The sequence below is a fragment of the Kitasatospora sp. NPDC101447 genome (assembly GCF_044767225.1).
In the GTDB taxonomy this organism is placed as follows: domain Bacteria; phylum Actinomycetota; class Actinomycetes; order Streptomycetales; family Streptomycetaceae; genus Kitasatospora.
Genome location: NZ_JBIWNL010000004.1, coordinates 334116 through 359526, shown reverse-complemented (window position 1 = coordinate 359526; position 25411 = coordinate 334116). Strand labels below are relative to the sequence as shown.

17 protein-coding genes are annotated in these 25411 nt (G+C 72.3%); 10 read left to right on the top strand and 7 right to left on the bottom strand.

What is annotated here, in order from left to right; translation table 11 throughout:
• Positions 1–382 precede the first annotated feature (382 nt).
• The 8 genes from ACIRST_RS08630 (at position 383) to pyk (ending at position 14066) form a co-directional block, all read left to right on the top strand.
• Positions 383–2338 carry an alpha-1,4-glucan--maltose-1-phosphate maltosyltransferase gene (locus ACIRST_RS08630; RefSeq protein WP_350520346.1) on the top strand — a complete coding sequence of 652 codons (1956 nt, stop codon included), beginning with the start codon at positions 383–385 and terminating at the stop codon, positions 2336–2338.
• Entirely contained in the window at positions 2335–4059 is a 1725-nt protein-coding gene (gene treS / locus ACIRST_RS08625) for a maltose alpha-D-glucosyltransferase (protein WP_350520226.1), read from the top strand. The genes ACIRST_RS08630 and treS overlap by 4 nt, the downstream gene beginning before the upstream one ends.
• A 247-nt stretch (positions 4060–4306) precedes the next feature.
• Positions 4307–5797 (top strand): maltokinase N-terminal cap-like domain-containing protein, encoded by a 1491-nt coding sequence (locus ACIRST_RS08620; protein WP_350520227.1) that lies wholly within the window; start codon positions 4307–4309, stop codon positions 5795–5797.
• A 92-nt stretch (positions 5798–5889) separates the two neighbouring features.
• Positions 5890–8337, top strand: coding sequence for a 1,4-alpha-glucan branching protein GlgB (gene glgB, locus ACIRST_RS08615; protein ID WP_402800863.1), 2448 nt, complete (start codon positions 5890–5892; stop codon positions 8335–8337).
• A gap of 46 nt (positions 8338–8383) precedes the next feature.
• A complete protein-coding gene (locus tag ACIRST_RS08610) occupies positions 8384–9064 on the top strand; it encodes a hypothetical protein (protein WP_350520229.1) in 681 nt (226 codons plus the stop codon).
• 130 nt (positions 9065–9194) lie between these two features.
• Positions 9195–11324, top strand: coding sequence for a phosphate acetyltransferase (gene pta / locus ACIRST_RS08605; RefSeq protein ID WP_350520230.1), 2130 nt, complete (start codon positions 9195–9197; stop codon positions 11322–11324).
• Positions 11321–12544, top strand: coding sequence for an acetate kinase (locus tag ACIRST_RS08600; protein WP_350520231.1), 1224 nt, complete (start codon positions 11321–11323; stop codon positions 12542–12544). Before pta ends, ACIRST_RS08600 begins: the two co-directional genes overlap by 4 nt.
• 94 nt (positions 12545–12638) lie before the next feature.
• Entirely contained in the window at positions 12639–14066 is a 1428-nt protein-coding gene (pyk, locus tag ACIRST_RS08595) for a pyruvate kinase (protein ID WP_350520232.1), read from the top strand.
• A gap of 85 nt (positions 14067–14151) precedes the next feature.
• On the opposite strand, the gene ACIRST_RS08590 is transcribed toward pyk, so the two are convergent.
• The 4 genes from ACIRST_RS08590 to ACIRST_RS08575 form a co-directional block, all read right to left on the bottom strand.
• The gene (locus ACIRST_RS08590) at positions 14152–15660 is read right to left on the bottom strand and encodes a hypothetical protein (RefSeq protein ID WP_402800860.1); all 1509 of its coding nucleotides are present in this window, start codon (positions 15658–15660) and stop codon (positions 14152–14154) included.
• Positions 15657–16340, bottom strand: coding sequence for a DUF6114 domain-containing protein (locus ACIRST_RS08585; protein WP_350520234.1), 684 nt, complete (start codon positions 16338–16340; stop codon positions 15657–15659). The genes ACIRST_RS08590 and ACIRST_RS08585 overlap by 4 nt, the downstream gene beginning before the upstream one ends.
• A gap of 158 nt (positions 16341–16498) precedes the next feature.
• The gene (locus tag ACIRST_RS08580) at positions 16499–17170 is read right to left on the bottom strand and encodes a DUF6230 family protein (RefSeq protein ID WP_350520235.1); all 672 of its coding nucleotides are present in this window, start codon (positions 17168–17170) and stop codon (positions 16499–16501) included.
• Positions 17171–17948: 778 nt separating this feature from the next.
• Entirely contained in the window at positions 17949–18938 is a 990-nt protein-coding gene (locus ACIRST_RS08575) for a tetratricopeptide repeat protein (RefSeq protein WP_402800858.1), read from the bottom strand.
• Between the two features lie 522 nt (positions 18939–19460).
• On the opposite strand from ACIRST_RS08575, the gene ACIRST_RS08570 reads away from it, so the two are divergent.
• Positions 19461–20012 (top strand): TetR/AcrR family transcriptional regulator, encoded by a 552-nt coding sequence (locus ACIRST_RS08570; RefSeq protein WP_350520347.1) that lies wholly within the window; start codon positions 19461–19463, stop codon positions 20010–20012.
• A gap of 75 nt (positions 20013–20087) precedes the next feature.
• Here ACIRST_RS08570 and ACIRST_RS08565 read toward each other — a convergent pair whose 3' ends face one another.
• The 3 genes from ACIRST_RS08565 to ACIRST_RS08555 form a co-directional block, all read right to left on the bottom strand.
• Positions 20088–21773: a methylmalonyl-CoA mutase family protein gene (locus ACIRST_RS08565; protein WP_350520237.1), complete on the bottom strand. Its 1686-nt coding sequence runs from the start codon at positions 21771–21773 to the stop codon at positions 20088–20090.
• Positions 21774–22035: 262 nt separating this feature from the next.
• Positions 22036–22377 carry a DUF3817 domain-containing protein gene (locus ACIRST_RS08560; protein WP_350520238.1) on the bottom strand — a complete coding sequence of 114 codons (342 nt, stop codon included), beginning with the start codon at positions 22375–22377 and terminating at the stop codon, positions 22036–22038.
• A 76-nt stretch (positions 22378–22453) separates the two neighbouring features.
• Positions 22454–22990: a MarR family transcriptional regulator gene (locus ACIRST_RS08555; RefSeq protein WP_350520239.1), complete on the bottom strand. Its 537-nt coding sequence runs from the start codon at positions 22988–22990 to the stop codon at positions 22454–22456.
• Between the two features lie 496 nt (positions 22991–23486).
• Between ACIRST_RS08555 and ACIRST_RS08550 the strand changes: the two genes are divergently transcribed.
• The gene (locus tag ACIRST_RS08550; protein ID WP_396544300.1) at positions 23487–25115 is read left to right on the top strand and encodes a M4 family metallopeptidase; all 1629 of its coding nucleotides are present in this window, start codon (positions 23487–23489) and stop codon (positions 25113–25115) included.
• Positions 25116–25411 lie beyond the last annotated feature (296 nt).

The window sequence follows — 25411 nt, the reverse complement described above, 5'->3', positions numbered from 1 at the left end:
GATGGATTCTGACACTCGGACAGATCCGGCGATGCCTGCGCCCAGGGCGTCCGGCGCGGTCAGTACCGGATCCTCCGAATCCCAACCCCCCGCGGACCGGCCCTCGACGGCGCGGTCCTCCGAAACGGCCCGACGACCCGGGACCGAGGAGGACCGGACCGCGGCACCCCGCAGGCGCACCACCACGCGCCGCACCACCGCCACCGCGTCGGCCGCCACCCCGAAGGCCGGAGCCGGGGCCGAGCCCGCGCCCCGCAAGACCGCCACGAGGAAGGCGGCCGCCCCGAAGGCGCCCGCCGCGAAGACCGCCGCCGAACCGGCGGCCGGGCCCGCCCGCAAGACCGCCGCCAAGCCCTCCGCCCGCAAGACAGAGAGCGACACCGTGATCGGCCGCATCCCCGTCCTGGACGTCAGTCCCCTCGTCGACGCCGGCCGCCGCCCGGCCAAGGCCGTCGTCGGCGAGACCTTCCTGGTCACCGCGACCGTCTTCCGGGAGGGCCACGACGCCGTCAACGCCAACGTGGTGCTGCGCGACCCGCGCGGCCGCAGCGGCCCGTGGACGCCGATGCGCGAGCTCGCCGAGGGCACCGACCGCTGGGGCGCGTACGTCACCCCGACCGCGCCCGGCCGCTGGTCGTACCTGGTGGAGGCGTGGAGCGACCCGGTCGCCACCTGGCGCAGGACCGCCTCGGTGAAGCTGCCCGCCGGGATCGACACCGCGCTGGTCCTGGAGGAGGGGGCCCGGCTGTTCGAGCAGGCCGCGGCCGGCGTGCCGAAGAAGGAGGGCCGCGCCGACGTCCTGGCCGCCGCCGAGGCGCTGCGCGACCCGACCATGCCGCCGCTGTCCCGGCTGGCCGCCGCCCTCGCCCCCGAGGTGCTGGAGCTGCTGGCCCGGTACCCGCTGCGCGAGCTGCTCAGCGCCTCCCGCCCGCTGCCGCTGCAGGTGGACCGCGAGCGGGCGCTGTTCGGCTCCTGGTACGAGTTCTTCCCCCGTTCGGAGGGGGCCGTGGTGGACCCGAGCGGCGTCGAGCCGCCGCGCTCGGGCACCCTGCGCACCGCCGCCGAACGGCTGCCGGCGGTCGCCGCGATGGGCTTCGACGTGGTCTACCTGCCGCCGGTCCACCCGATCGGCCGAGCCTTCCGCAAGGGCCCGGACAACACCCTGACGGCCGGTCTGCACGACGTCGGCTCGCCCTGGGCGATCGGCTCCCCGGAGGGCGGCCACGACGCCGTCCACCCGGACCTCGGCACCGTCGAGGACTTCGACCACTTCGTCTCCGAGGCCCGGGAGCTGAACCTGGAGGTGGCGCTCGACTTCGCCCTCCAGTGCTCGCCCGACCACCCGTGGGTGAACAAGCACCCGGAATGGTTCAGCCACCGCGCGGACGGCACCATCGCCTACGCCGAGAACCCGCCGAAGAAGTACCAGGACATCTACCCGGTCAACTTCGACCAGGACATGGACGGAATCGTCAAGGAAACCGTCCGAATCCTTCGGTTCTGGATGTCACACGGCGTGCGGATCTTCCGGGTCGACAACCCGCACACCAAACCGGTGGTGTTCTGGGAGAAGGTGCTCTCCGACATCGCCCGCACCGACCCCGATGTCGTGTTCCTGGCGGAGGCCTTCACCCGCCCCGCGATGATGCACACCCTGGCGAAGATCGGTTTCCACCAGTCGTACACGTACTTCACCTGGCGCACCACCAAACCGGAACTCACCGAGTACCTCACCGAACTCACCGGTGACGCAGCGGCCTACATGCGCCCCAACTTCTTCGCCAACACCCCGGACATCCTGCACGCCTACCTGCAGCACGGCGGCCGCGCCGCCTTCGCGGTCCGCGCGGTGCTCGCCGCCACCCTCTCCCCCAGCTACGGCGTCTACGCCGGCTACGAGCTCCACGAGAACGAGCCGGCCCACCCGGGCTCCGAGGAGTACCTGCACTCGGAGAAGTACGAGCTGCGCCCGCGCGACTGGAACCGCACCGACACCCTCGCCCCGCTGCTGACCGTGCTCAACCGGCTGCGCCGGCGCCACCCCGCCCTGCAGCAGCTGCGCGACCTGCGCTTCCACCCCACCGACAACGACCAGGTGCTCGCCTACTCCAAGACCGCGACCACCCCCGAGGGCCTCACCGACCAGGTCATCACCGTGGTGAACCTCGACCCGCACCACGTCCAGGAGGCCACCGTCAGCCTCGACGGCGACGGCCCGTACGCGGTGCACGACGAGCTCACCGGCGCCGTCTACACCTGGGGCCGGCACAACTACGTCCGGCTCGATCCCTCAGCCGAGCCGGCTCACCTCCTCACGGTTCGGAGGAACCCAGCGTGACAGTGAACGAGCCCGTCCCCGACACCTTCCCCGAGACCTCGAAGAAGAACCTGGACCCCGAGTGGTTCAAGCGTGCGGTCTTCTACGAGGTGCTGGTGCGGTCCTTCCAGGACAGCAACGGCGACGGGGTCGGGGACCTCAAGGGGCTCACGGCCAAGCTCGACTACCTCCAGTGGCTCGGGATCGACTGCCTCTGGCTCCCCCCGTTCTTCGCCTCGCCGCTGCGCGACGGCGGCTACGACGTGTCCGACTACACCTCGGTGCTGCCGGAGTTCGGCGACCTCGCCGACTTCATGGAGTTCACCGACGCCGCGCACGCCCGCGGCATGCGCGTGATCATCGACTTCGTCATGAACCACACCAGCGACCAGCACCCGTGGTTCCAGGCCTCCCGGGAGGACCCGGACGGGCCCTACGGCGACTTCTACATGTGGGCGGACGACGACAAGCAGTACCCGGACGCCCGGATCATCTTCGTCGACACCGAGACCTCCAACTGGACCTACGACCCGGTCCGCAAGCAGTACTACTGGCACCGCTTCTTCTCGCACCAGCCGGACCTCAACTACGACAACCCCCGGGTCCAGGACGAGATGATCGCCGGGCTGCGGTTCTGGCTCGACCTCGGCATCGACGGCTTCCGGCTGGACGCGGTGCCGTACCTCTTCGCCCGCGAGGGCACCAACTGCGAGAACCTGCCGGAGACCCACGAGTTCCTCAAGCGGGTCCGCAAGGAGATCGACGCCGACTACCCCGACACCGTGCTGCTCGCCGAGGCCAACCAGTGGCCGGAGGACGTCGTCGACTACTTCGGCGACTTCACCTCGGGCGGCGACGAGTGCCACATGGCGTTCCACTTCCCGGTGATGCCGCGGATCTTCATGGCGGTGCGCCGCGAGTCCCGCTACCCGGTGTCCGAGATCCTCGCCAAGACCCCGCGTATCCCCAACGGCTGCCAGTGGGGCATCTTCCTGCGCAACCACGACGAGCTGACCCTGGAGATGGTCACCGACGAGGAGCGCGACTACATGTACGCGGAGTACGCCAAGGACCCCCGGATGCGCGCCAACGTGGGCATCCGCCGCCGGCTCGCCCCGCTGCTGGAGAACGACCGCAACCAGATCGAGCTGTTCACCGCCCTGCTGCTCTCCCTGCCCGGCTCGCCGGTGCTCTACTACGGGGACGAGATCGGCATGGGCGACAACATCTGGCTCGGCGACCGGGACGGCGTGCGCACGCCGATGCAGTGGACCCCGGACCGCAACGCGGGTTTCTCCTCCGCCGACCCGGGCAGGCTCAGTCTGCCGCCCATCATGGACCCGGTGTACGGCTTCCAGGTGACCAACGTCGAGGCGCAGCAGAGCAGTTCGAGTTCGCTGCTGCACTGGACGCGTCGCATGATCGAGATCCGCAAGCTCAATCCGGCGTTCGGCCTCGGCAGCTACGCCGAACTGCCGTCCAGCAACCCCGCCGTGCTGGCCTTCGTGCGCGAGCACGAGGGGGACCTGGTCATGTGCGTGAACAACTTCTCGCGGTTCGCTCAGCCGACCGAGCTGGACCTGCGGCAGTACGGCGGGCGGTACCCGGTCGAGCTGATCGGCGGGGTGCGCTTCCCGTCGATCGGTGAGTGGCCCTACCTGCTCACCCTGGCCGGGCACGGCTTCTACTGGTTCCAGCTCCGGCAGCCCCCGCGTCTGAGCGGGACCAGGCGGTCGAAGTAACGATCCGCCACGGCCGCACCGCCATACCGGCACCACCAGACCCTCCGGGGGCGCCAGTTGAACCCCAGCGCCCCCGGAGTTCTCTGCACCACCGCGTACGGAGAACAGCCCAACGGCCACCCACACGAAGGCGTGACACCCGAGCCACGCTCGCGTGCCGCGACCGCCGCGCCGCCGCAATCCGGAAGACTGACGGACCCGGCCACGACCCGTCGGGCAGTCCGCGTGCTTCCGGGGAAAGGGAGTCATGTCCGAAACCTCCCGTTCTCAAGCCCATGTGCAGCACGACGCCCCGGCCGGCTCCACCACGCCGACCGGCGCGCGGGGCTCCGGGGTCCGGAGAACCGCCCTGGGGGTCAGCGAGCTCGTCCAGGCGGCGCTGCCGCTGATCGCGGCGTGGCTGCCCACCCAGCGCTGGTACGCCGGGAAGGGACGGCCCATCACCGGTCTCACCCCGGTGGTCGGCACCCCGCTGCAGGTCGGCGACCCGGCCCTGCTGCACCTGCTGCTGCGGGTCGAGCACGCCACCACGGCCGGCGCGCCGCACGGCGACATCTACCAGCTGCTGCTCGGCATCCGCTCGCAGGGACTCGGGGACATCGGGCCCGGCGCGGTGCTCGGCCGGCTCAGCCAGGGACCGTACGACGGTGCGACCCTCTACGACGCGGTGCACGACCCCGAACTCACCGGGCGCCTGCTGGAACACCTCGCCACCGGCGACCGCTTCGGCTCGCTGTCCTTCCGCCGCACCCCCGGCTCCGGACTGCCCGCCAACCTCCCCGGCCGCGCCTCCACCGCCGAGCAGTCCAACAGCTCGGTCATCTACGGCACCTCGTACATCCTCAAGCTGTTCCGCCGCATCCACCCCGGCACCAACCCCGACCTCGAACTCTCGCTCGCCCTCTCCCGGGCCGGCTCCACCCGCATCCCGCGGGTCGCCGCCTGGTTCGAGAGCCGGATGGAACGCGCCGAACCGGCCACCCTCGGCCTGCTCCAGCGCTACCTGCCGGACGCCGAGGACGGCTGGGAGCTCGCCCTCGACCAGGTCGGCCGGCTCAAGGGCGACCGCTCCCCGGGCAACTTCGCCATCGAGGCGCACCGGCTCGGCCGGGCCACCGCCGAGGTGCACCGGGTGCTGGCCCGGTCGATGCCGGTCGCCCGGCTCGACCGCACCCAGACCGGACGGCTCGCCACCGCGATGGCCGACCGGCTGGACAGCGCCGTCGCCGCCGTCCCCGGGCTGCTGCGCTTCCGGGCCGCGCTGCGCACCGCCTTCCAGCAGCTCGCCGACGCCCACCCGGACGGTCTGCCGGTCCAGCGCATCCACGGCGACCTGCACCTCGGGCAGGCCATGCGGACCCCGCACGGCTGGGTCCTGTTGGACTTCGAGGGCGAGCCCGCCAAGTCGGTCAACGAGCGGCGCGAACCGCAGCCCGCCCTGCGCGACGTCGCCGCCATGCTCCGCTCCTTCGACTACGCCGCCGCCCACCTGCTGGCCGGCGGCCCGGTCGACCCGGAACTGGCGCACCTGGCCGCCGCCTGGGCCCAGCGCAACCGCACCGCCTTCAGCGCCGGCTACACGGCCGGGGGCGGCGCCGACCCGGCGGCCTCGCCGGAGCTGATGCGGGCGCTGGAGATCGACAAGGCGGTGTACGAGGTGGTGTACGAGGCCCGGCACCGGCCGAGCTGGCTGCCGATCCCGCTGGCCGCGATCAACCGGCTCGCCCTGTCCGTCTGACTCCCCCGATCCCCGCTCACCCGCCACCCGCACCACCGCCCGCCGCACCGCCCGCAGGAGTTCGCCCACCCCCGCCGCAGGAGGACCACGCCGTGACGCCGCTCGACCCGACCGGCCGCCCCGACCGCACCGTTCCGGCCACCTTCCTGGCCGGCGCCGCCGACCCGCCCCGAGCCGAAGGGCTCGCCGACGCCGACGGCGGAGCGGGCCGAGCGACCGACGAAGGAGGGGGTGCCGAAGCGGCGGGCGCCGACGCCGGGCCCGAGCGCCCGGCGCCGCGCGGGCGGACCACGCCGCGCGCGGCCCCCGTTCCCGCGGGCGTTCCGGCGGACGCCCCCGTCGGGGCCCTGCGCCTGCCCGAGGCGCCGCTGCCGCCGTCCGAGGTGGACCGGCTGGTGAGCGGGCAGCACCACGACCCGCACGCTCTGCTCGGCGCGCACCCGGTGCACGGCGGGACCGCGGTCCGGGTGCTGCGCCCGTTCGCCGAGCGGGTGGTCGTCGAGACCCCGCAGGGCCCCGCCGAACTCACCCACCAGCAGAGCGGGCTGTTCACCGGGCTGGTGGCCGGCGGCGAACTGCGGGACTACTCCCTGCTGGTGACCTACCCGGACGGCGAGCCGATGCGCCAGCAGGACGGCTACCGCACCGCGCCCACCCTCGGCGAGCTGGACCTGCACCTGATCTCCGAGGGCCGGCACGAGCAGCTGTGGCGGGCGCTCGGCTCGCACGTGCGCACCGTCGACGGCGTGGCCGGCACGGCGTTCGCGGTCTGGGCGCCGAACGCGGTCGGAGTGCGGCTGATCGGCGACTTCAACCACTGGAACGGCACCGGGCACCCGATGCGCTCGCTCGGCTCCTCCGGCATCTGGGAGCTGTTCGTCCCGGGCCTGGCCGAGGGCACCACGTACAAGTACGAGGTGCACACCCGGCAGGGCTGGGTGCTCGACAAGGCCGACCCGCTGGCCCGGGCCGCCCAGTGCCCGCCCGGCACCGCCTCGGTGGTCACCTCCTCCGCCTACACGTGGCAGGACGGCGAGTGGATGGCCCGCCGGGCCCGCGCCCCGCACCACCGGGCGCCGATGTCGGTGTACGAGCTGCACCTGCCCTCGTGGCGCCCGGACCTCACCGACTACCGCGCCATCGCCGATGAACTCCCGCGCTACCTCAAGGAGTTGAACTTCACCCACGTGGAGTTCATGCCGGTGATGGAGCACCCCTTCGGCGGCTCCTGGGGCTACCAGGTGTCCGGCTACTACGCCCCCACCGCCCGGCTCGGCGGGCCGGACGACTTCCGGTACCTGGTGGACACCCTGCACCGGCACGGCATCGGCGTGATCGTCGACTGGGTGCCCGCGCACTTCCCCAAGGACGACTTCGCGCTCGCCCGCTTCGACGGCGAGCCGCTGTACGAGCCCGCCGACCCGCTGCGCGCCGAGCACCCCGACTGGGGGACGCTGGAGTTCGACTACGGCCGCAAGGAGGTGCGCAACTTCCTGGTCGCCAACGCGGTCTACTGGTGCGAGGAGTTCCACATCGACGGCCTGCGGGTCGACGCCGTCGCCTCGATGCTCTACCTCGACTACTCCCGCGAGGGCGGCGCCTGGACGCCCAACCAGTTCGGCGGCCGGGAGAACCTGGACGCGGCCTCCTTCCTGCAGGAGATGAACGCCACCGTCTACCGGCGCTGCCCCGGTGTGATCACCATCGCCGAGGAGTCCACCGCCTGGGACGGGGTCACCCGCCCCACCGACGCCGGCGGCCTCGGCTTCGGGCTCAAGTGGAACATGGGCTGGATGCACGACTCGCTGGTCTACATCTCCAAGGAGCCGGTGCACCGCAAGTACCACCACAACGAGATCACCTTCTCGATGGTGTACGCCTACTCGGAGAACTACATCCTGCCGATCTCGCACGACGAGGTCGTCCACGGCAAGCAGGCCCTGGTCTCCAAGATGCCCGGCGACTGGTGGCAGCAGCGCGCCAACCACCGCGCCTACCTGGGCTTCATGTGGTCCCACCCGGGCAAGCAACTGCTCTACATGGGGCAGGAGTTCGCCCAGGGCGCGGAATGGGACCACGAGCACGGCCCGCAGTGGTGGGTGCTCGACGAGCAGTGGCCGGCCCACGAGGACCACCGCGGGGTGCGCCGCCTGGTCCGCGACCTCAACCGGCACTACCGCGACACCCCGGCGCTGTGGGAGCTGGACACCACCCCGGACGGCTTCCGCTGGCTCGACGGCGGCGCCGCGGACGACAACCTGCTCTCCTACGTCCGGTACGCGGCCGACGGCACCCCGCTGGTCGCGGTCTGCAACTTCTCCCCGGTCGTCCGGCACGGCCGCCGGGTCGGCCTGCCCCGCCTGGCGGGCCGCGACCAGCTGTGGGAGGAGGTGCTGAACACCGACGCCGAGGAGTACGGCGGCAGCGGCATCGGCAACTCCCACCCGGTCAAGGCCGAAGCGGTGGAGTGGGACGGCCAGCCCCGCTCCGCGGAACTGGTCCTCCCGCCGCTCGCCACGCTCTGGCTCCGTCCGGCGTGATCGCCTAGGCTCCCCGCCTGAGACTGATCGTCAGCAGGCGGGGGGCTTGCGCGTGTTGCTGTGGACGTCGTTGAAATGTATCTACCTGCTGGCGCCCTTCGTCGGCTGGGCGGCGCTGGTGCGGACCCGGGCGGTCGGGGCCGCGGTCTTCGCCGTCCTGATGGGCCTGGCCACGGCCATCGTCGGCCCGGCGTACGGGTGGTTCTTCATCTGGCCCAGGGCCGACCTGGAAGCCGGGTACCCGTTCGTGGCGGCCCTGGTGATCCTGGCGGGCGTGCTGGGCGAGCGGTGGCTGCGCGGCCCGCGGCCGGAGAACAGGTTCGTCGACCCCGAGAGCGGGGCCGCCGTCGCGTTCTGCATCCACGCGCTCGCCGGAGGGGCCCTCGTGTTGATGTACCAGTTCTTCGCCTACGACGCCTTCCTCCCGAACCTCGCCGAGGTGCCGCTGCCGCCCGGGCTGACCATCGAGCACGTCTCCGGCACCGAGGGCGCCTGTGGCTCGAACTTCTGCTCCCGGACCCTCACCATCGGCAGCCCCGCCGGCGTGACGGCCGACCAGGTGGAGGCCCGGCTGCGGGCCGCGCTCGCCGCCGACGGCTGGACCCCGGGCCGCAACGGCACCCTCGTGCACCCGCACGGCTGGCTGGTGGACCCGCGCGTGTCGGAGGTCTTCGTCAGCGGGCGAACGGTGGAGCTGTCCGGCTCGGACGGCTCCACCGCCCGCTGACCACCGGCGCCCCCGGCAGGACCTTCGTCCCTTGCCGGTCCGGCCCGCCTCTGCTCGCGGACGTTCGTTCGGGGTGCGAAGGTATGGTCGATATGACCACCTTCCGAGACGACGGGACGGAGAAACCCACGTGGCGCGCAGCGTGTACGTGACCGGGATCGACCGGGGGGACGGCCGACAGGCGGTCGAACTCGGGGTCATGGAACTGCTCACCCGCCAGGTGGACCGGGTCGGGCTCTTCCGCCCGCTGGTGCACGCCTCCGCCCCCGGTGAGCCGGGCTCGGACCACGTCGTCGAGCTGCTGCACGGCCGCTACCGGATCGACCTGCCGAGCACCGAGCTGTACGGCCTCACCTACGAGGAGGCCGCCGCGCTGCAGGCCGCCCAGGGGCAGGACGAGCTGGTCTCCGTCCTGGTCGACCGGTTCCGCGCGATGGAACGGCGCTGCCAGGCGGTGCTGGTGCTCGGCACCGACTTCGCCGACACCAACATCCCGGACGAACTGGCCTTCAACGCCCGCCTCGCCAACGAGTTCGGTGCCGCCGTGCTGCCGGTGGTCGGCGGTCAGGGCAAGGACCCGGAGGCCGTGATCGCCGAGGTGCGCAACGCCCACCGGGCTTACACCGACCTCGGCTGCGAGACCCTGGCGATGATCGCCAACCGGACCGCCGCCAGCGCCAAGCAGCGGATCCAGCGCAAGCTCACCGAGAAGCTGCCGATCCCCGCCTACGTCATCCCGGAGGAGCCGGCCCTGGCCGCGCCGACCGTCGCCCAGCTGGTCGAGGCGACCGGCGCCGAGGTGCTGCTCGGCGACGCGGCCGGCCTGGCCCGCGACGTGCGCGGCTACGTCTTCGGCGGCGCCATGCTGCCGACCTTCCTGGACGCGCTGACCGAGGGCGCGCTCGTCGTCACCCCCGGAGACCGCGCCGACCTGGTGATCGGCTCGCTGGCCGCGCACGCCGCCGGCGCCCCGCCGATCGCCGGCGTGCTGCTGACACTCGGCCAGCACCCCGGCCCGAACGTGATGGCGCTCGCCGCCCGGCTCGCCCCGGGCACCCCGGTCGCCGTCGTCCCCGAGGGCAGCTGGCCGACCGCCGCCGCCCTGACCCACCTGGAGGGCAAGCTCACCGCGGCCAGCCCCCGGAAGGCCGAGATCGCCCTCGGCCTGTTCGAACTGCACGTCGACACCGTCGAGTTGACCAACCTGATCGAGGTCGACCGGTCCGAGCGGGTCACCCCGATGATGTTCGAGCACGAGCTGCTGGAGCGGGCCCGGGCCGGCCGCCGGCACGTCGTGCTGCCCGAGGGCACCGAGGAGCGGGTGCTGCGCGCGGCCGAGATCCTGCTGCGCCGCAACATCTGCGACCTCACCCTGCTCGGCGATCCGGACGCGGTGCGCCGCAAGGCCGCCGGCCTCGGCATCGAGCTGCCGCTGGAGGCGCCGGGCGCCGACCGCGCCCAGGTCCGGCTCGTCGACCCGACCACCAGCCCGCTGCGCCGCCAGTTCGCCGAGCTGTACGCGCGGCTGCGGGCCCACAAGGGGATGACCGTCGAACTGGCGCTGGACGTCGTCACGGACGTCTCCTACTTCGGCACCCTGATGGTCCAGGAGGGCATCGCGGACGGCATGGTGTCCGGCGCGGTGCACTCCACCGCGGCGACCATCCGGCCGGCCTTCGAGGTGATCAAGACCTCGCCGGGCGCCGCGATCGTCTCCTCCGTCTTCTTCATGTGCCTGGCCGACAAGGTGCTGGTGTACGGCGACTGCGCGGTCAACCCCGACCCGGACGCCCAGCAGCTGGCCGACATCGCGATCCAGGCCGCCGCCACCGCCGCCCAGTTCGGGGTGGAGCCGCGGGTCGCGATGCTCTCGTACTCGACCGGCACCTCGGGCTCCGGCGCCGACGTCGACAAGGTGCGCAAGGCCACCGAGCTCGTCCGCGAGCTGCGGCCGGACATCCTGGTCGAGGGCCCGATCCAGTACGACGCGGCGGTGGACGAGCACGTCGCGGCCACCAAGCTGCCGGGCTCCCCGGTGGCCGGGCGGGCGACCGTGCTGATCTTCCCGGACCTCAACACCGGCAACAACACCTACAAGGCGGTCCAGCGCTCGGCCGGCGCGGTCGCGGTCGGCCCGGTGCTGCAGGGGCTGCGCAAGCCCGTCAACGACCTCTCCCGCGGGGCGCTGGTGCAGGACATCGTCAACACCGTGGCGATCACCGCCATCCAGTCCCAGGACGACAAGGAGCACCGGGCATGAGCGAAGGAACCCGCGTTCTCGTGCTGAACGCCGGCTCCTCGTCGGTGAAGTACCAGCTGATCGAGATGCTGGACGGCACCCGGCTGGCCTCCGGGCTGGTCGAGCGGATCGGCGAGTCGGGCGGGCGCCTGGTGCACACCCCCCGCGCCGGCGAGCCGCGCGAGGCGCTGCAGCCGTTCCCCGACCACTCGGCCGCACTGAAGGCCGTCGCCGAGGAGCTGGCCGCCGACGGCCTCGGGCTGGACTCCCCCGAGCTGGCCGCGATCGGCCACCGGGTGGTCCACGGCGGCAAGCGGTTCACCGAGCCGACCGTGATCACCGAGGAGGTGCTCGGGGAGATCCGCCGGCTCATCCCCGTCGCGCCGCTGCACAACCCGGCCAACATCACCGGCATCGAGGTGGCCCGGGCGCTGCGCCCCGACCTCCCGCAGGTGGCCGTCTTCGACACCGCCTTCCACGCCTCGATGCCCGAGTACGCGGCGCGGTACGCGATCGACAAGGACGTCGCCGACGAGCACCGGGTGCGCCGCTACGGCTTCCACGGCACCTCGCACCAGTACGTCTCGCGGGCGACCGCCCGGCTGCTCGGCAAGGACCCGGCCGAGGTCAACGTGATCGTGCTGCACCTGGGCAACGGCGCCTCCGCCTCGGCGGTCAGCGGCGGGCGCTGCGTCGACACCTCGATGGGCCTGACCCCGCTGGAGGGCCTGGTCATGGGCACCCGCTCGGGCGACATCGACGCCGGTGTGGTGTTCCACCTGCACCGGGTCGGCGGACTGTCGATCGACGAGATCGACGACCTGCTCAACCGCCGCAGCGGCCTGCGCGGCCTGTGCGGCGAGAACGACATGCGCGAGATCATGCGCCGCGCCGACGAGGGGGACGCGGACGCCAGGCTCGCCTTCGACAGCTACGTCCACCGGCTGCGCAAGTACATCGGCGGCTACTACGGGGTGCTCGGCCGGGTGGACGCGATCGCCTTCACCGCGGGCGTCGGGGAGAACGCGGCGCCGGTGCGCGCGGCGGCCACCGCGGGGCTGGACGAGCTGGGCATCGCCGTGGACCCGGAGCTGAACTCGGTGCGCTCGGGCGCGGCCCGGATCATCTCGCCCGCGTACGCCCGGGTGGCGGTCGCGGTGGTGCCCACCGACGAGGAGCTGGAGATCGCCCGGCAGGCCTTCGCACTGGTGCACCGGGAACCTCACATGTCCGAGGACTGACACAAAATCGTCTCACTCCTCGGAATCATTCGTCGGCGATTCCTCCCGGTCCGTGCCGAATGCACCCATAACCCGAACGGATAGACTGATCGATATGCGCCGAGCGAAAATTGTCTGCACCCTGGGTCCGGCGACGGACTCCTACGAACAGCTGAAGGCCATCGTCGAGGCGGGCATGAACGTCGCCCGACTGAACATGAGCCACGGCAACCACGCGGACCACGAGGAGCGGTACCGCAAGGTCCGCCAGGTCTCGGAGGACACCGGCAAGGCCATCGGCGTCCTGGCCGACCTCCAGGGTCCGAAGATCCGTCTGGCGACCTTCGCCAACGGTCCGGTGACCGTCGACAACGGCGACGAGTTCACCATCACCACCGAGGACGTCCCCGGTGACCAGTACATCTGCGGCACCACCTACAAGGGCCTGCCCGGCGACGTGAAGCCCGGCGACCCGATCCTGATCAACGACGGCGTCATCGCCCTGGAGGTCGTCAGCGTCGACGGCCCGCGGGTGAAGACCGTGGTGGTCGAGGGCGGCGTGCTCTCGAACAACAAGGGCATCAACCTGCCCGGCGCGGCCGTGAACGTGCCCGCCCTGTCCGAGAAGGACAAGGACGACCTGCGCTTCGCCCTGCGCCTGGGCGTCGACATGATCGCCCTGTCCTTCGTCCGCAACGCGGACGACATCAAGGACGTCCACGAGGTCATGGACGAGGTCGGCATCCGGGTGCCGGTCATCGCCAAGATCGAGAAGCCGCAGGCCGTCGAGGCCATGGAGGAGATCGTCCTCGCCTTCGACGCCATCATGGTCGCCCGCGGCGACCTCGCCGTGGAGTACCCGCTGGAGCGGGTGCCGCTGGTCCAGAAGCAGCTGGTCACGCTGGCCCGCCGCAACGCCAAGCCGGTCATCGTCGCCACCCAGATGATGGAGTCGATGATCCACGCCTCGCGCCCGACCCGCGCCGAGGTCTCCGACGTCGCCAACGCCATCCTGGACGGCGCCGACGCGGTCATGCTCTCCGCCGAGTCCAGCGTCGGCAAGTACCCGGTCGAGACCGTCCGCACCATGAGCCGGATCTGCGAGAAGGCCGAGGAGGAGCTGGTCTCCCAGGGCCTGCAGCCGCTCAACCCGGGCCGCAAGCCGCGCACCCAGGGCGGCTCGGTCGCCCGCGCCGCGTGCGAGCTGGGCGACTTCCTCGACGGCAAGGCGCTGGTCGCCTTCACCAAGTCCGGCGACACCGCCCGCCGGCTGTCCCGCTACCGCTCGCCGATCCCGGTGATCGCGTTCACCCCGGACTCCGCGACCCGCAACCAGCTCTCGCTGAGCTGGGGCGTCGAGGCGTACGTGACCGAGCAGGTCGCCACCACCGACGCCATGGTCGCCCAGGTCGACCGTGAGCTGCTGCGGATGGGCCGGCTCGCCGAGGGCGACACCGTCATCGTCACCGCCGGTGTCCCGGTCGGCATCCCCGGCACCACCAACATGGTGCAGGTGCACCACCTGGGCACCCGGGGCGAGTGAGCCCCAGGACCTGAGAACGCCCGTGGGGCGGTCCTCCCGTACGGAGGGCCGCCCCACGGGCGTCAGTGCGTCCGGCGCGCGTCGCTCACTCGTTGCTGTAGGGCGCGTCGTCGTTGAACATGTGCATCCCCGGGATGTGCAGGGTGCCGCCGAACTGGCCGGCCTGCTTGGCGGTGACGCCGGTCAGCTCCAGGTCCAGCGGGATCGGGATGGCGCCGATCAGGTCGTACAGCCAGCGCGGCAGGGTGTCCGGGGTGAGGGTGATCTCGCCCAGGTCGATCGGGATCGGCAGGCCGAGCACCTTGGAGAGGTGGCCGGACAGCCGCTCCACGTACATGGTGACCGGGCCGTTGCGCATGGTCGAGGTGGAGCCCTTGGCGCCCTGGACGTGGAAGGTGACGCCGTTCCCCTCCAGTGTCGACATGTCGAGATTGTCGATGTCCACGCTGTCGACCACGAACTTCAGCACCCGCTTGCTGCCGGTCGGGGTCTTCACGTCGTAGACGCCGTGGAAGGCCGCGCCGTGCAGGGCCAGACGGCTGGTCAGCAGCGTCCAGTTCTGCTCCGGGACGACGTGGCCGGTCGTGGCCGCGCCCGCGGTCAGGCCCCGGGTGTCCACGTCGCAGTTGGGGTTGTCGGTGGGCGTGGCGGACGGGGTGCCGGTGGCGCCCGCGGTGGGCGAGGCGGTGCCGGAGGCGCCGGCCGAGGGCGTCGCCCTGGGGCTCGCCTTCCCGCTCGGCGTCGCGGCCGGCGAGGGCGCGCCGCCGGAGGACGGGGTCGTGGTCGGCGCGGCGTCCGGGGTCGCGCCGTGGGCCTGCGGCTGGGCGGGTGCGGGCTGGGCCGGCGTGCCGGCCCGCGGGGCCGGGGCGGTCGGGGTGGTGGCCGCCGGCGACGGGGTGGTGCCCGGCTTGGGGGCCTGGGTCGGGGCGGCGGTCGGGCTGGGCGAAGCCGTCGGGTTCAGCAGGTGGTTGATGCCCCCGACGATGTCGTCGATCAGCCCGGCCTGGGTCGCCGTGCCAGGACCGCTGCCGACGCCCGGCCGGTCCGTGCCCGGCGCGACCGCGCCGGTGGTGGCGGCGCCGGCCTGCGGCTGCGCGGCCGCCCGGGCGGCGGGCGGCAGCGTGCCGGGCTCCGCCGCGGCCGGCGGCTTGACCGGCGCGACGGTCGGCGCCTGGCCGGTCGGCTGGGTCGGCACCGAGCTCGGGCCGGTCGAGGGCCCGTTCGAGGGCCCAGGGGTGGGCGCGGTGGTGGGCGCGGTCGGCGGGGTGGTCGGGCCCGCGGTCGGGCCCGTCGTCGGGTCGGCGGTCGGGCCCGGCGGCGGCTCGGGCAGCTCGCTCTTGGGGACGGGCGTCTCGATCGGCGCGACGTCCGGCACCGTGGCCGGCGCGGCACCGCAGGGCTTGCCCGCCGCCGCCTCGGCGATCGCCGGGTTGGGCGTGTAGGCGGCGGCCATCAGCAGCGCGGTCGGCACCGCGGCCATCGCCAGTGCGCGGCCTCTGAGTCTGACCCGTACGGGCGTGCGCGGGGCCGCGTGCCGACCGGAGCGCCGCGCCGGCACGGCCGCGTCGTCGGCTTGCTCGGCCGGCCCGGTCACCGCGCGGCCTCCGGATCGGTGGCGCCGGCCTGCTTCGGGACGGACGCCTCGGCGGCGGGCTGGGCGGCCGGCTCCTGCGGCTCGCCCTGGGCGGGCAGTTGGGCGGTGGGCGCCTCGGCGGCAGCCGCGACGGTGGTCTCCGCGGCGGCCTCGGCGGCCGGCTCGGTGGCGACGCTCTGCGCCACGGCCTCACCGGCCCCGGTGTCCGCGGCCGCCGCGTCCTCGGCGCCCTTGCGGCGGCCACGGCGACGGCCCTCACCCGCGGTCTTCGGCTCCGGCAGCGGGGCCCAGGAGACCATCAGCCCGCCGCCGATCAGGCCCGGCAGCAGCGCCAGTCCGAAGCCCGCCAGGTTGGAGACCGGGATCGAGACCAGGGTCAGCAGGATGGTGGCGATGCCGCCGAAGACCCGCACCGCGGGCTGGAACCAGGCGGTCAGACCGAGGATGATCATCAGCACGCCGATGATCAGCGACCCCGCGCCGGCCGTGGTCGACATCGCGATGGTCAGGCCACCGAACGTCAGGTGCGCGTAGGGGAAGTAGAGGATCGGGACGCCGGCGATCATGGCCAGCAGGCCGCCCCAGAAGGGCCTGGTGCGGCGGAAATCACGGAAGTGCCGCCAGAGCCACCCGATCGGGTTCTGGTGGCCGGTCCGGGGTTCGACCGTTGCGCTGGACATGGTGCAGCTCCTCGATGTCGCTACGAGGGGAGAACAATGGGGGTGGGCCGGGGGCGGCGATGCTCCGCCGTCCCCGGCCCCGGGTGGACCCGTCGTCGGGGCGCGTCGCCCGGCAGGCCGTCAGGCGTGCCGGGCGGGCGTCCCGGTCAAAGCGAGGCTCAGAAGCACTCGTTGCCCGCGCCGTCGCCGCTCTTCAGCGCGAGGTTCAGGCCGTTCAGCTTGAACGTGCCGGCCGAGGTGGCCCGGGCGACCTGCTGAACGCCGCTCAGGTCCGCCGCCTTGGCGGCCTGGGCGAAACCGGTCGCACCGGAGGGCAGACCGGCGCCGCCGCCGGCCTTGGTGACGCCCGGGTGCGGGGTCCAGCCCTGGGTGGCCGAGCCGGAGAGGGTGGAGGCGTCCTGACCGATGTTGATGTTGGTGAAGGTCGCGTCCGCCTTCAGCTGCTCCAGGTCGATCAGCAGGTTGTCGGCCTGAACCGGCTTGCCCGCCTCGGTACCGGCGTGCAGCTGCAGGGTGATCTTGCCCAGACCGAAGCCGGTCAGGTCCGTCACCACCGACTGGCACAGGTTGGTGATGTCGGCGTGGTCGAAGGCCGAGACCGCGACCGGGTGCGGCTTGCCGTTCGCCTCGATGTCGACCGAGCCGAACTGGGCGAAGTTGGTGCCGTGCAGCTGGTCGGTGCTGACCTTGAACTGCTGGCCGGAAATGCTGAACGAAGCGGCGAGCGCGCTGTTGGCGATCGAGACGCCGACCATCGCGGTGGCCGCGACGCTCGGAACCATCACCAGGGCGAAGCGCTTCCAGCGGGTCTTGCCGTAGGTCTTGGACATGCGAGTCCTCCTTCTAGGACGTACATCTCCGGCTCCCCGGCGGCGTGGCGCGCGCCGGTGGGGGCCTGGGATGGGAGAGAGCTACGTCCTCGGTAGCGGAGAGCGCCTTGGGCGTCGTCGGACGCGGGAGCGGCCTGCGTAGAGCGGCCCTCCCGGCCGAGCACCGACCGACCTTGTGGGGCGGCGGGCAGGACCGACGACATCGGCGATCACCCCCGAGCGACAACCAGCGACCGCGCAGGGCCGCGCGGCCGGTCGAAGGACAGGAACCGCCGTGGGACCGCGGATACCCCCCTGCCCTCCCTACCGCCGACCGGGGCCGGCGGATCACCCGGTGGGGATCCCGCGCTCCGCTTGGCCGACGGCTGTCGGAGGGTGTGGAGTCTGGGACCGGGCGACGCCGATGCTGCTTGAATCCCGGGCGAAGCACAAGGGGTGCCTTACTGACGGGTAATCCAACATTCGGTGGCGTCGATCATGAACCGGACGCGACGAACACCGTACGTGACGTCTTGAAGGAACGGTGACGGCGAAATCTGCCGGAAACACCGCCGAAACACCCGTGGGCGGTCACGGATAGTGACCACCCACGGGTGAAATCAAGATTTGGTAAACCTCTGTCCGGTTGACCGGATTGTCGCCAAATCACCTGGCGACACCGCAGGTCATCCGCCGTGCCAGCCGACCGGCCGGAGCCGGGTCGGACCCGGCCTCGGAGCGGACCCGAAGCGCTCTCGGAACGGGCCCGAACCGGCGTCGGAACGGGCCCGGACCGAGGTCAGAACAGGACGCGCGCCAGCGCCGTACGGGCCGCGGTGACCCGCGGGTCGTCCGACCCGATCACCTCGAACAGCTCCAGCAGGCGCAGCCGGGCGGTGTCCCGGTCTTCGCCGGCCGTCCGCCCGACGGTGTCCACCAGGCGCCCGAAGGCGTCCTCGACGTGGCCGCCGACCAGGTCCAGGTCGGCCGCCTGGAGCTGGATCGCGACGTTCTTCGGCTCGGCGGCGGCCGCCGTCCGGACGTCCTGCAGGTCCAGGCCCTCGATCCGCTGCAGCAGCTCGGCCTGGGCCAGGCCCAGCTTGGCCTCGGTGTTGCCCGGCTGGTCGGTCAGCACGTTCTTGTACGCCTGGATGGCACCGCCCAGGTCACCGGCGTCCAGCGCGTCGTGCGCGGCGGCCAGCGCCGGGTCCTCGGGACGCTCCGGGGCAGCGGCCGGGGCCTCGCCCGGGGCGACCGCGCCGCCCACGCCGAAGCGCTGCTCGGCGACCAGGATCAGCTGGTCCAGGATCTTGCGGATGTTGGCGGCGCTCTCCGCGCCCTGGAACAGCGGCACCAGCTGGCCGGCCACCACGGCCATCACGGCCGGGATGCCCTGGATGCCGAACTGCTGGGCCAGCAGCTGGTTCGAGTCCACGTCGATCTTGGCGAGCACGAAGCGGCCGGCGTACTCCTCGGCCAGGCCCTCCAGGACCGGGCTGAGCTGCTTGCAGGGGCCGCACCACTCGGCCCAGAAGTCGATGACGACCGGCACCTCGGTGGAGCGCTGGACGACGTCGGACTCGAAGGTGTCCTCGGTGACGTCGATGACGAGCTGGAGGGCGGACTGGGCGGGGGCGACTCCGGCCGCTTCGGCGGCGGCCGCCTGACGGGCCCGCTCGGCCCGGGCCTGCTCGGCCTTCTGTGCGGCCTCGCCGGCCGCCTTCACTGCGGCGAGGTCGACCGCGCCGCGCAGGGCGGAGCTGTTGGGACGCGAATTCCGTGGCTGCATGGCACCATCCTCCCCCGTCCGCGCTGCTCGCGGGCACCATCCTCGGGAAAGTCGGCTCGCGCGGGGCGCGCTGCGCCGGTTCCCGGGCGTGGTACCCGCCCCCCGGTAGCCTGGACCGTTCGGCGCGGATCCCCACCCGCGCCCGCGCCGCTCCCGTCCCACGGTCGCGGCGCCTGGTTGTCACTGTTCTTTCGCTACGAGTCGTAGCGTAACTGGAGGCGGTGCCCCGGCCGCAAGCCCCACCGGCGGTTCGGCGACGTGACCTGCCCCACTTTCCCGGGCGGCCCGGCTGCCCGAATCGGCCAACAGTCGCTACCGTTACCTGCCCCACCCAAGTTACTTACCAGTAAAGCGCAAGGAGGCCCGGTGCCGGCCGCCCAGCCCCCCGCGAGCCCGGAGAGCACGGTCCCGACGTCCACGGACCCGGCGAGCTCGGCCCCGGAAGCCGCGCACCCGACCCCGGAGGCCGTCGGCACCGCCCGGGCCAAGGGCCGCCCGCGCAGCGCCGCCGCCGACCGCGCCATCCTCGCCGCCACCCGCGAAGCCCTCGCCGAACTCGGCTGGGGCGGACTGACCATGGGCCACGTGGCGAGCCGGGCCGGGGTCGCCAAGACCACGCTCTACCGCCGCTGGCCCTCCAAGAACGAACTGGTCGTCGACGCCGTCGCCACCCTCTTCGACGACCTGGTGATGCCCGACCTCGGCAGCCTGCGGGCCGACATCGAGGCCGTGGTGGCCCAGTTCGCCGACCTGCTGGCCCGCCCGGAGACCCAGGCCGCGCTGCTCGCGCTGTTCGCCGAGGGCATCCGCGACCGGCAGCTGCACCGCCGGATCCGCGAGGCCATCGTGGACCCGCAGAAGCGGCTGGTCCGCCAGGGCAGGACGGCCGCCCAGGCGCGCGGCGAACTCGAACCGGACACCGACGCCGGGTCCGCCTGCGAGGAGGTCGACATCATCTTCGACACCATCGCGGGCACCGTCGAACACCGCGTCCTGGTCAGCGGCGAGCCGATCACCCCCGAGTGGACCCGCCGCTTCACCGACCTGCTGCTGGGCCCGCTCACCACCTGCTGAGGGCACGACGGAGCCGCCCGTACGGAACCCCGTACGGGCGGCTTCCCGCGCTCCTGCGACCGTTCGCCGGCCCGGTCAGAACGCCGCGTTCTCCTGGTACGTGCCCCACTCCTGCCGCAGCGCGTTGCAGATCTCGCCCAGCGTCGCCTCGGCGCGCACCGCGTCCAGCATCGGCGGGATCATCGACTCGCCCGAGCGCGCCGCCGCCAGCATGGCGTCCAGCCCGGCCCGCACGGCCGCGTCGTCCCGGCCCGCCTTGCGCTCGCCCAGCACGCGCACCTGCTCGCGCTCGACCTCGTGGCTGACCCGCAGGATCTCCAGCTCGGGGGTGACGCTGCGCGGGTGGCAGTTGACGCCGACCACGCGCTTCTCGCCCTTCTCCACGCCCTGCTGGTACTGGAAGGCGGCCTCGGCGATCTCGCCGGTGAACCAGCCCTCCTCGATGCCGCGCAGGATGCCGGAGGTGATCGGGCCGATCTCGTGGTCCTCGCTGCCCTTGTCCAGGATCCGCTGGAAGATCGCCTCGGCCTGCTGCTCGATCCGGTCGGTCAGCGCCTCGACGTACCAGGAACCGCCCAGCGGGTCCGCCACGTTGGCGACACCGGTCTCCTCCATCAGCACCTGCTGGGTGCGCAGGGCGATCTCGGCGGCCTGCTCGGAAGGCAGCGCCAGGGTCTCGTCCAGCGCGTTGGTGTGCAGCGAGTTGGTGCCGCCGAGCACCGCGGACAGCGCCTCGACGGCGGTGCGGACCACGTTGTTGTACGGCTGCTGCGCGGTGAGCGAGACGCCGGCGGTCTGGGTGTGGAAGCGCAGCCACTGCGCCTTGTCGGTCTTGGCGCCGAAGCGGTCGCGCATCCAGCGGGCCCAGATCCGGCGCGCGGCACGGAACTTGGCGATCTCCTCGAAGAAGTCCAGGTGCGCGTCGAAGAAGAAGGACAGGCCGGGTGCGAAGACGTCCACGTCCAGGCCCCGGGACAGGCCCAGCTCGACGTAGCCGAAGCCGTCCGCGAGGGTGTACGCCAGCTCCTGCGCGGCCGTCGCCCCGGCCTCGCGGATGTGGTAGCCGGAGACGGACAGCGGCTTGTACGCGGGGATGCCCTCGGCGCAGTAGGCCATCAGGTCGCCGATCAGGCGCAGGTGCGGCTCGGGGGCGAAGAGCCACTCCTTCTGCGCGATGTACTCCTTGAAGATGTCCGTCTGCAGGGTGCCGTTGAGCACCGCCGGGTCGACGCCCTGGCGCTCGGCGGCGACCAGGTACATGCAGAAGATCGGGACGGCCGGGCCGCTGATCGTCATCGAGGTGGTGACCCCGCCGAGCGGGATGTCCTTGAACAGCACCTCCATGTCGGCGGCCGAGTCGATGGCCACGCCGCAGTGGCCGACCTCGCCCAGTGACTTGGGGTCGTCGGAGTCGTAGCCCATCAGGGTGGGCATGTCGAAGGCGACCGAGAGGCCGCCGCCGCCCGCGTCCAGGATCATCCGGTAGCGCTCGTTGGTCTGCTGCGCGTTGCCGAAGCCGGCGAACTGGCGGATGGTCCAGGTGCGGCCCCGGTAGCCGGTCGGGTGCAGGCCGCGGGTGTACGGGTACTCGCCCGGCCAGCCGATCCGCTCGAAGCCCTCGTAGGCCTGCCCGGCGGGCGGGCCGTAGACCGGCTCGACCTCGTCCCCGGAGAGGGTGGTGAAGTCCGCGTCCCGCTTGCGGGCCTTGTCGTACCGCTGCTGCCAGCGCTGCCGTCCGCGCTCGATCTCCTCGGCGTCCATGACCCCGAACTCCGCTCCGTACGGCCGCCACGGCGACGGGCGGCACAGCTATTAGGACGTCCCACTAATTTACTCGGACGTCCTAGTACTTGTCGACGGACGACACCCCCGAAAGGGCCGGCGAGTGGAGCCGACCGGGCCGGCGGGGCGGGCCGGACGGGTCCGGGAACGCCGAGAGCCCCTCCCCCGCGGTGGGGAAGGGGCCCTCGTACGGGCTCCCGGGCGGCGGACCGCCGCACGGACTCCCGGGCGGCCGGTCGGCTCAGACGCCGGCCGGCTGGCGGGCACCGGTGCCCGCCGGCAGCTTCTCGGCGGCCTCGCGGGCCACCTTGCGCTCGAAGACGAAGGAGAGGAACGGGATGCAGCCCGCCGCCAGGGTCAGCACCAGCCGGCCGAGCGGCCACTTCAGCTTCTGCCCGAGCAGGAAGGTCACCACGAAGTACCCGATGTACAGGTAGCCGTGCAGCATCGCGACGTACGTGGTCACGTCCTCGGCCGTGCTGAAGCCGTACTTCGCGACCATGAAACCGCAGAACACCAGCAGTGCCACACCGGTCGCAATGGCCAGGGCCCGGTACCAGCCCAGCAGGGGGGTCGCCTTCATACTCTTCCTCGCCTCGCTCGGCAGTTTCCGCCGGTACGCCCGGATCCGCGCACCGCTCCCACGAGGGTAGCCGTCCTCACGCCTCCGCCTGCGCAGCCCCCTCGTCGGGCTCGGAGAAGTCACCGGCCGCGATCCGCAGCGGCTTCAGCAGGTCGAACACCTGGCGGCACTGCTCGGGGCCGTACTCCTCCAGTCCGAACTCCATCGCCATGAGCTCCCGGGTGGCCTCCTCGACCGCCTCCCGGCCGCGCCCGGTGATCGCGGCCAGCACGCCGCGGCCGTCCAGCGGGTTCGGGCGGCGGGCGACCAGGCCGGCCCGCTCCAGGCGGTCGACGGTGTTGGTCACGCTGGTCGGGTGGACCATGAGCCGCTCGCCGATCTTGGAGAGCGAGAGCTCGCCGGTCCGGCTGAAGGTCAGCAGCACCAGCGCCTCGTAGCGGGCGAAGGTCAGCCCGTACGGCTTGAGCACCGCGTCCACCCGGGAGAGCAGGATCTGGTGGGCGCGCATGATCGAGGTGATCGCCGCCATCGAGGGGACTCCGCCCCAGCGGCGGGTCCACAGCTCGTCGGCGCGGGCGATCGGGTCGAAGTCGAGTGCGAGGGGCTTGGCCACCTCCTTACCGTACCGGCGGACCGTACGGGTGCTACCAGCTGTCCTGATGGTGGACAAGCGCAACGTGTGGCGGGATCCCGCCAATCGGACGGCCAGGTCCATACCAGGACATTGCACCGATGTGAACGGACTGCAACGGACGTACGGCGCACCGGGGTTGACCACTGATCGCGCCAACACCGCTCTAACAGGCCTCCGTTCGGACGGTAACCCGTCGAACGGAGGGGTGATCCGTTCCTTTTGTCCGCTCGTTCACAATCCTTCCCCCTGGCGGGACTTGGCCAATTCATGAGCAAGACCTGTCATTTGTTTTGCTCGATTGTCATGCTTTCCGCCAACCCCGTACGGCCCTCCACCACCCCCACCCCCGGTGGCCGGCCGCTCGACCGCTCGGGGCCCTGAACGTCAGTGCCCGTCCCGCCCCTCAGGTGCCGACCCCGGCCCCCGGGACGCGGCGCGACCGCGCCCACACGCGGTTTCCCGGAAGGACTCGTCCGTGAAGCGAAAGCTCGCCGCAGTCGCCGTACTCTCCGCCACCGCTCTGCTCACCGGCGTCGTCCAGGTCAGCACCGTGGCCGTGGCGGACCCCGCCCCGCACTCCCGGGCCGGACAGCGCGCCGACCTGATCGCCCTGGCGAACGGCCAGGCGGGCAAGGTGGCGCACGCCCTGGCCCTGGGCGGCCAGGAGCAGCTGGTGGCCAAGGACGCCGTGGTGGACGCCGACGGCACCCGTCACTTCCGTTACGAGCGCACCTTCGCCGGCCTCCCGGTCCTGGGCGGCGACCTGGTGGTGCACCAGAAGGCGGACGGCTCGACCACCTCCGTGGACAAGGCCACCGGTGCGACCATCGCCCTGCCGAGCCTCACCCCGCAGATCCCCGCCGACAAGGCCGCCGCCCAGGCGACCGGCGCCGTGCAGTCCACCGTCGGCATCACCGCCGACGCGGACGAGGCGCCGCTGACGGCGGTGCACCAGACCGGCAAGGCCGAGCTGGTGGTCTGGGCCACCGACGGCAACCCGCGCCTGGCGTACCGCACCACCGTCGAGGGCGAGCGCGCCGACGGCACCCCGAGCCGTCAGCTGCTGGTCACCGACGCGGCCAGTGGCCAGGTGCTCTCCACCCACGAGGAGGTGCAGACCGCCGCCGGCACCGGCAAGGGCGTCTTCGTGGGCACCGTCCCGCTGACCACCACCCAGAGCGGCTCCTCCTACCAGCTCAAGGACGCGACCCGCGGCGGGCAGGCCACCTACACCCTGAAGAGCAAGACGTCCGGCTCCGGCACCCTGGTCGCCAACACGACCGACAGCTTCGGCAACGGCCTGGCCTCCAACGCGGAGTCCGCCGCGGTGGACGCCCAGTTCGGCGCGGCCGCCACCTGGGACTTCTACAAGAACACCTTCGGCCGCAACGGCATCAAGAACGACGGTGTCGGCGCCGCGAGCCGGGTCCACTACGGCCGCAACTACGTCAACGCGTTCTGGGACGACAGCTGCTTCTGCATGACCTACGGCGACGGCACGAGCAACACCCACCCGCTGACCGAACTCGACGTGGCCGGCCACGAGATGAGCCACGGCGTCACCTCCGCCACTGCCAACCTGAACTACTCGGGCGAGTCCGGCGGCCTCAACGAGGCCACCTCGGACATCTTCGGCACCATGGTCGAGTTCTACGCCAACCTGGCCGCCGACAAGCCGGACTACCTCATCGGCGAGCTGATCAACATCAACGGCGACGGCAAGCCGCTGCGCTACATGGACCAGCCCTCCAAGGACGGCGCCTCGGCCGACTACTGGTCCTCCAGCGTCGGCAGCAAGGACGTCCACTACTCCTCCGGCGTCGCCAACCACTTCTTCTACCTGCTCGCCGAGGGCAGCGGCGCCAAGACCGTCAACGGCGTCAGCTACAACAGCCCGACCTACAACAACTCCACCCTCGCGGGCATCGGCCGGGACAAGGCCGCGCAGATCTGGTACCGCGCGCTGACCACCTACTTCACCTCCACCACCAACTACGCGGGGGCCCGCACCGGCACCCTGAAGGCCGCTGCGGACCTGTACGGCGCGAGCAGCGCCGAGTACAGCGCCGTCGCCGCGACCTGGACCGCCGTCAACGTCAACTGACCCACGGCGCACGCGATCCGGACGCCCGGGGCCCCTCGGAGGGGGGCAGGCCCCGGGCGTCCGGCCGTTCGGGGCCTGCCGTTCGGGGCTGCCGGTTCGGGGGCGTTCGTACGGGGGCGTTCGGTCGGGGCCGTTCATCCGGAACGGCTGCTTCGGGGCCGTCCGGCTGTCAAGGCCGCCCGGCTGGCGGAGTCCCGCCAGGGGGGCGAACGCGGCATACCGGGCAACGGGCAGCAACCGAACCATCCGTACCGGGACTGGCGATTCCTGGCCAATCCCCGGACGCGGCCTGTCCA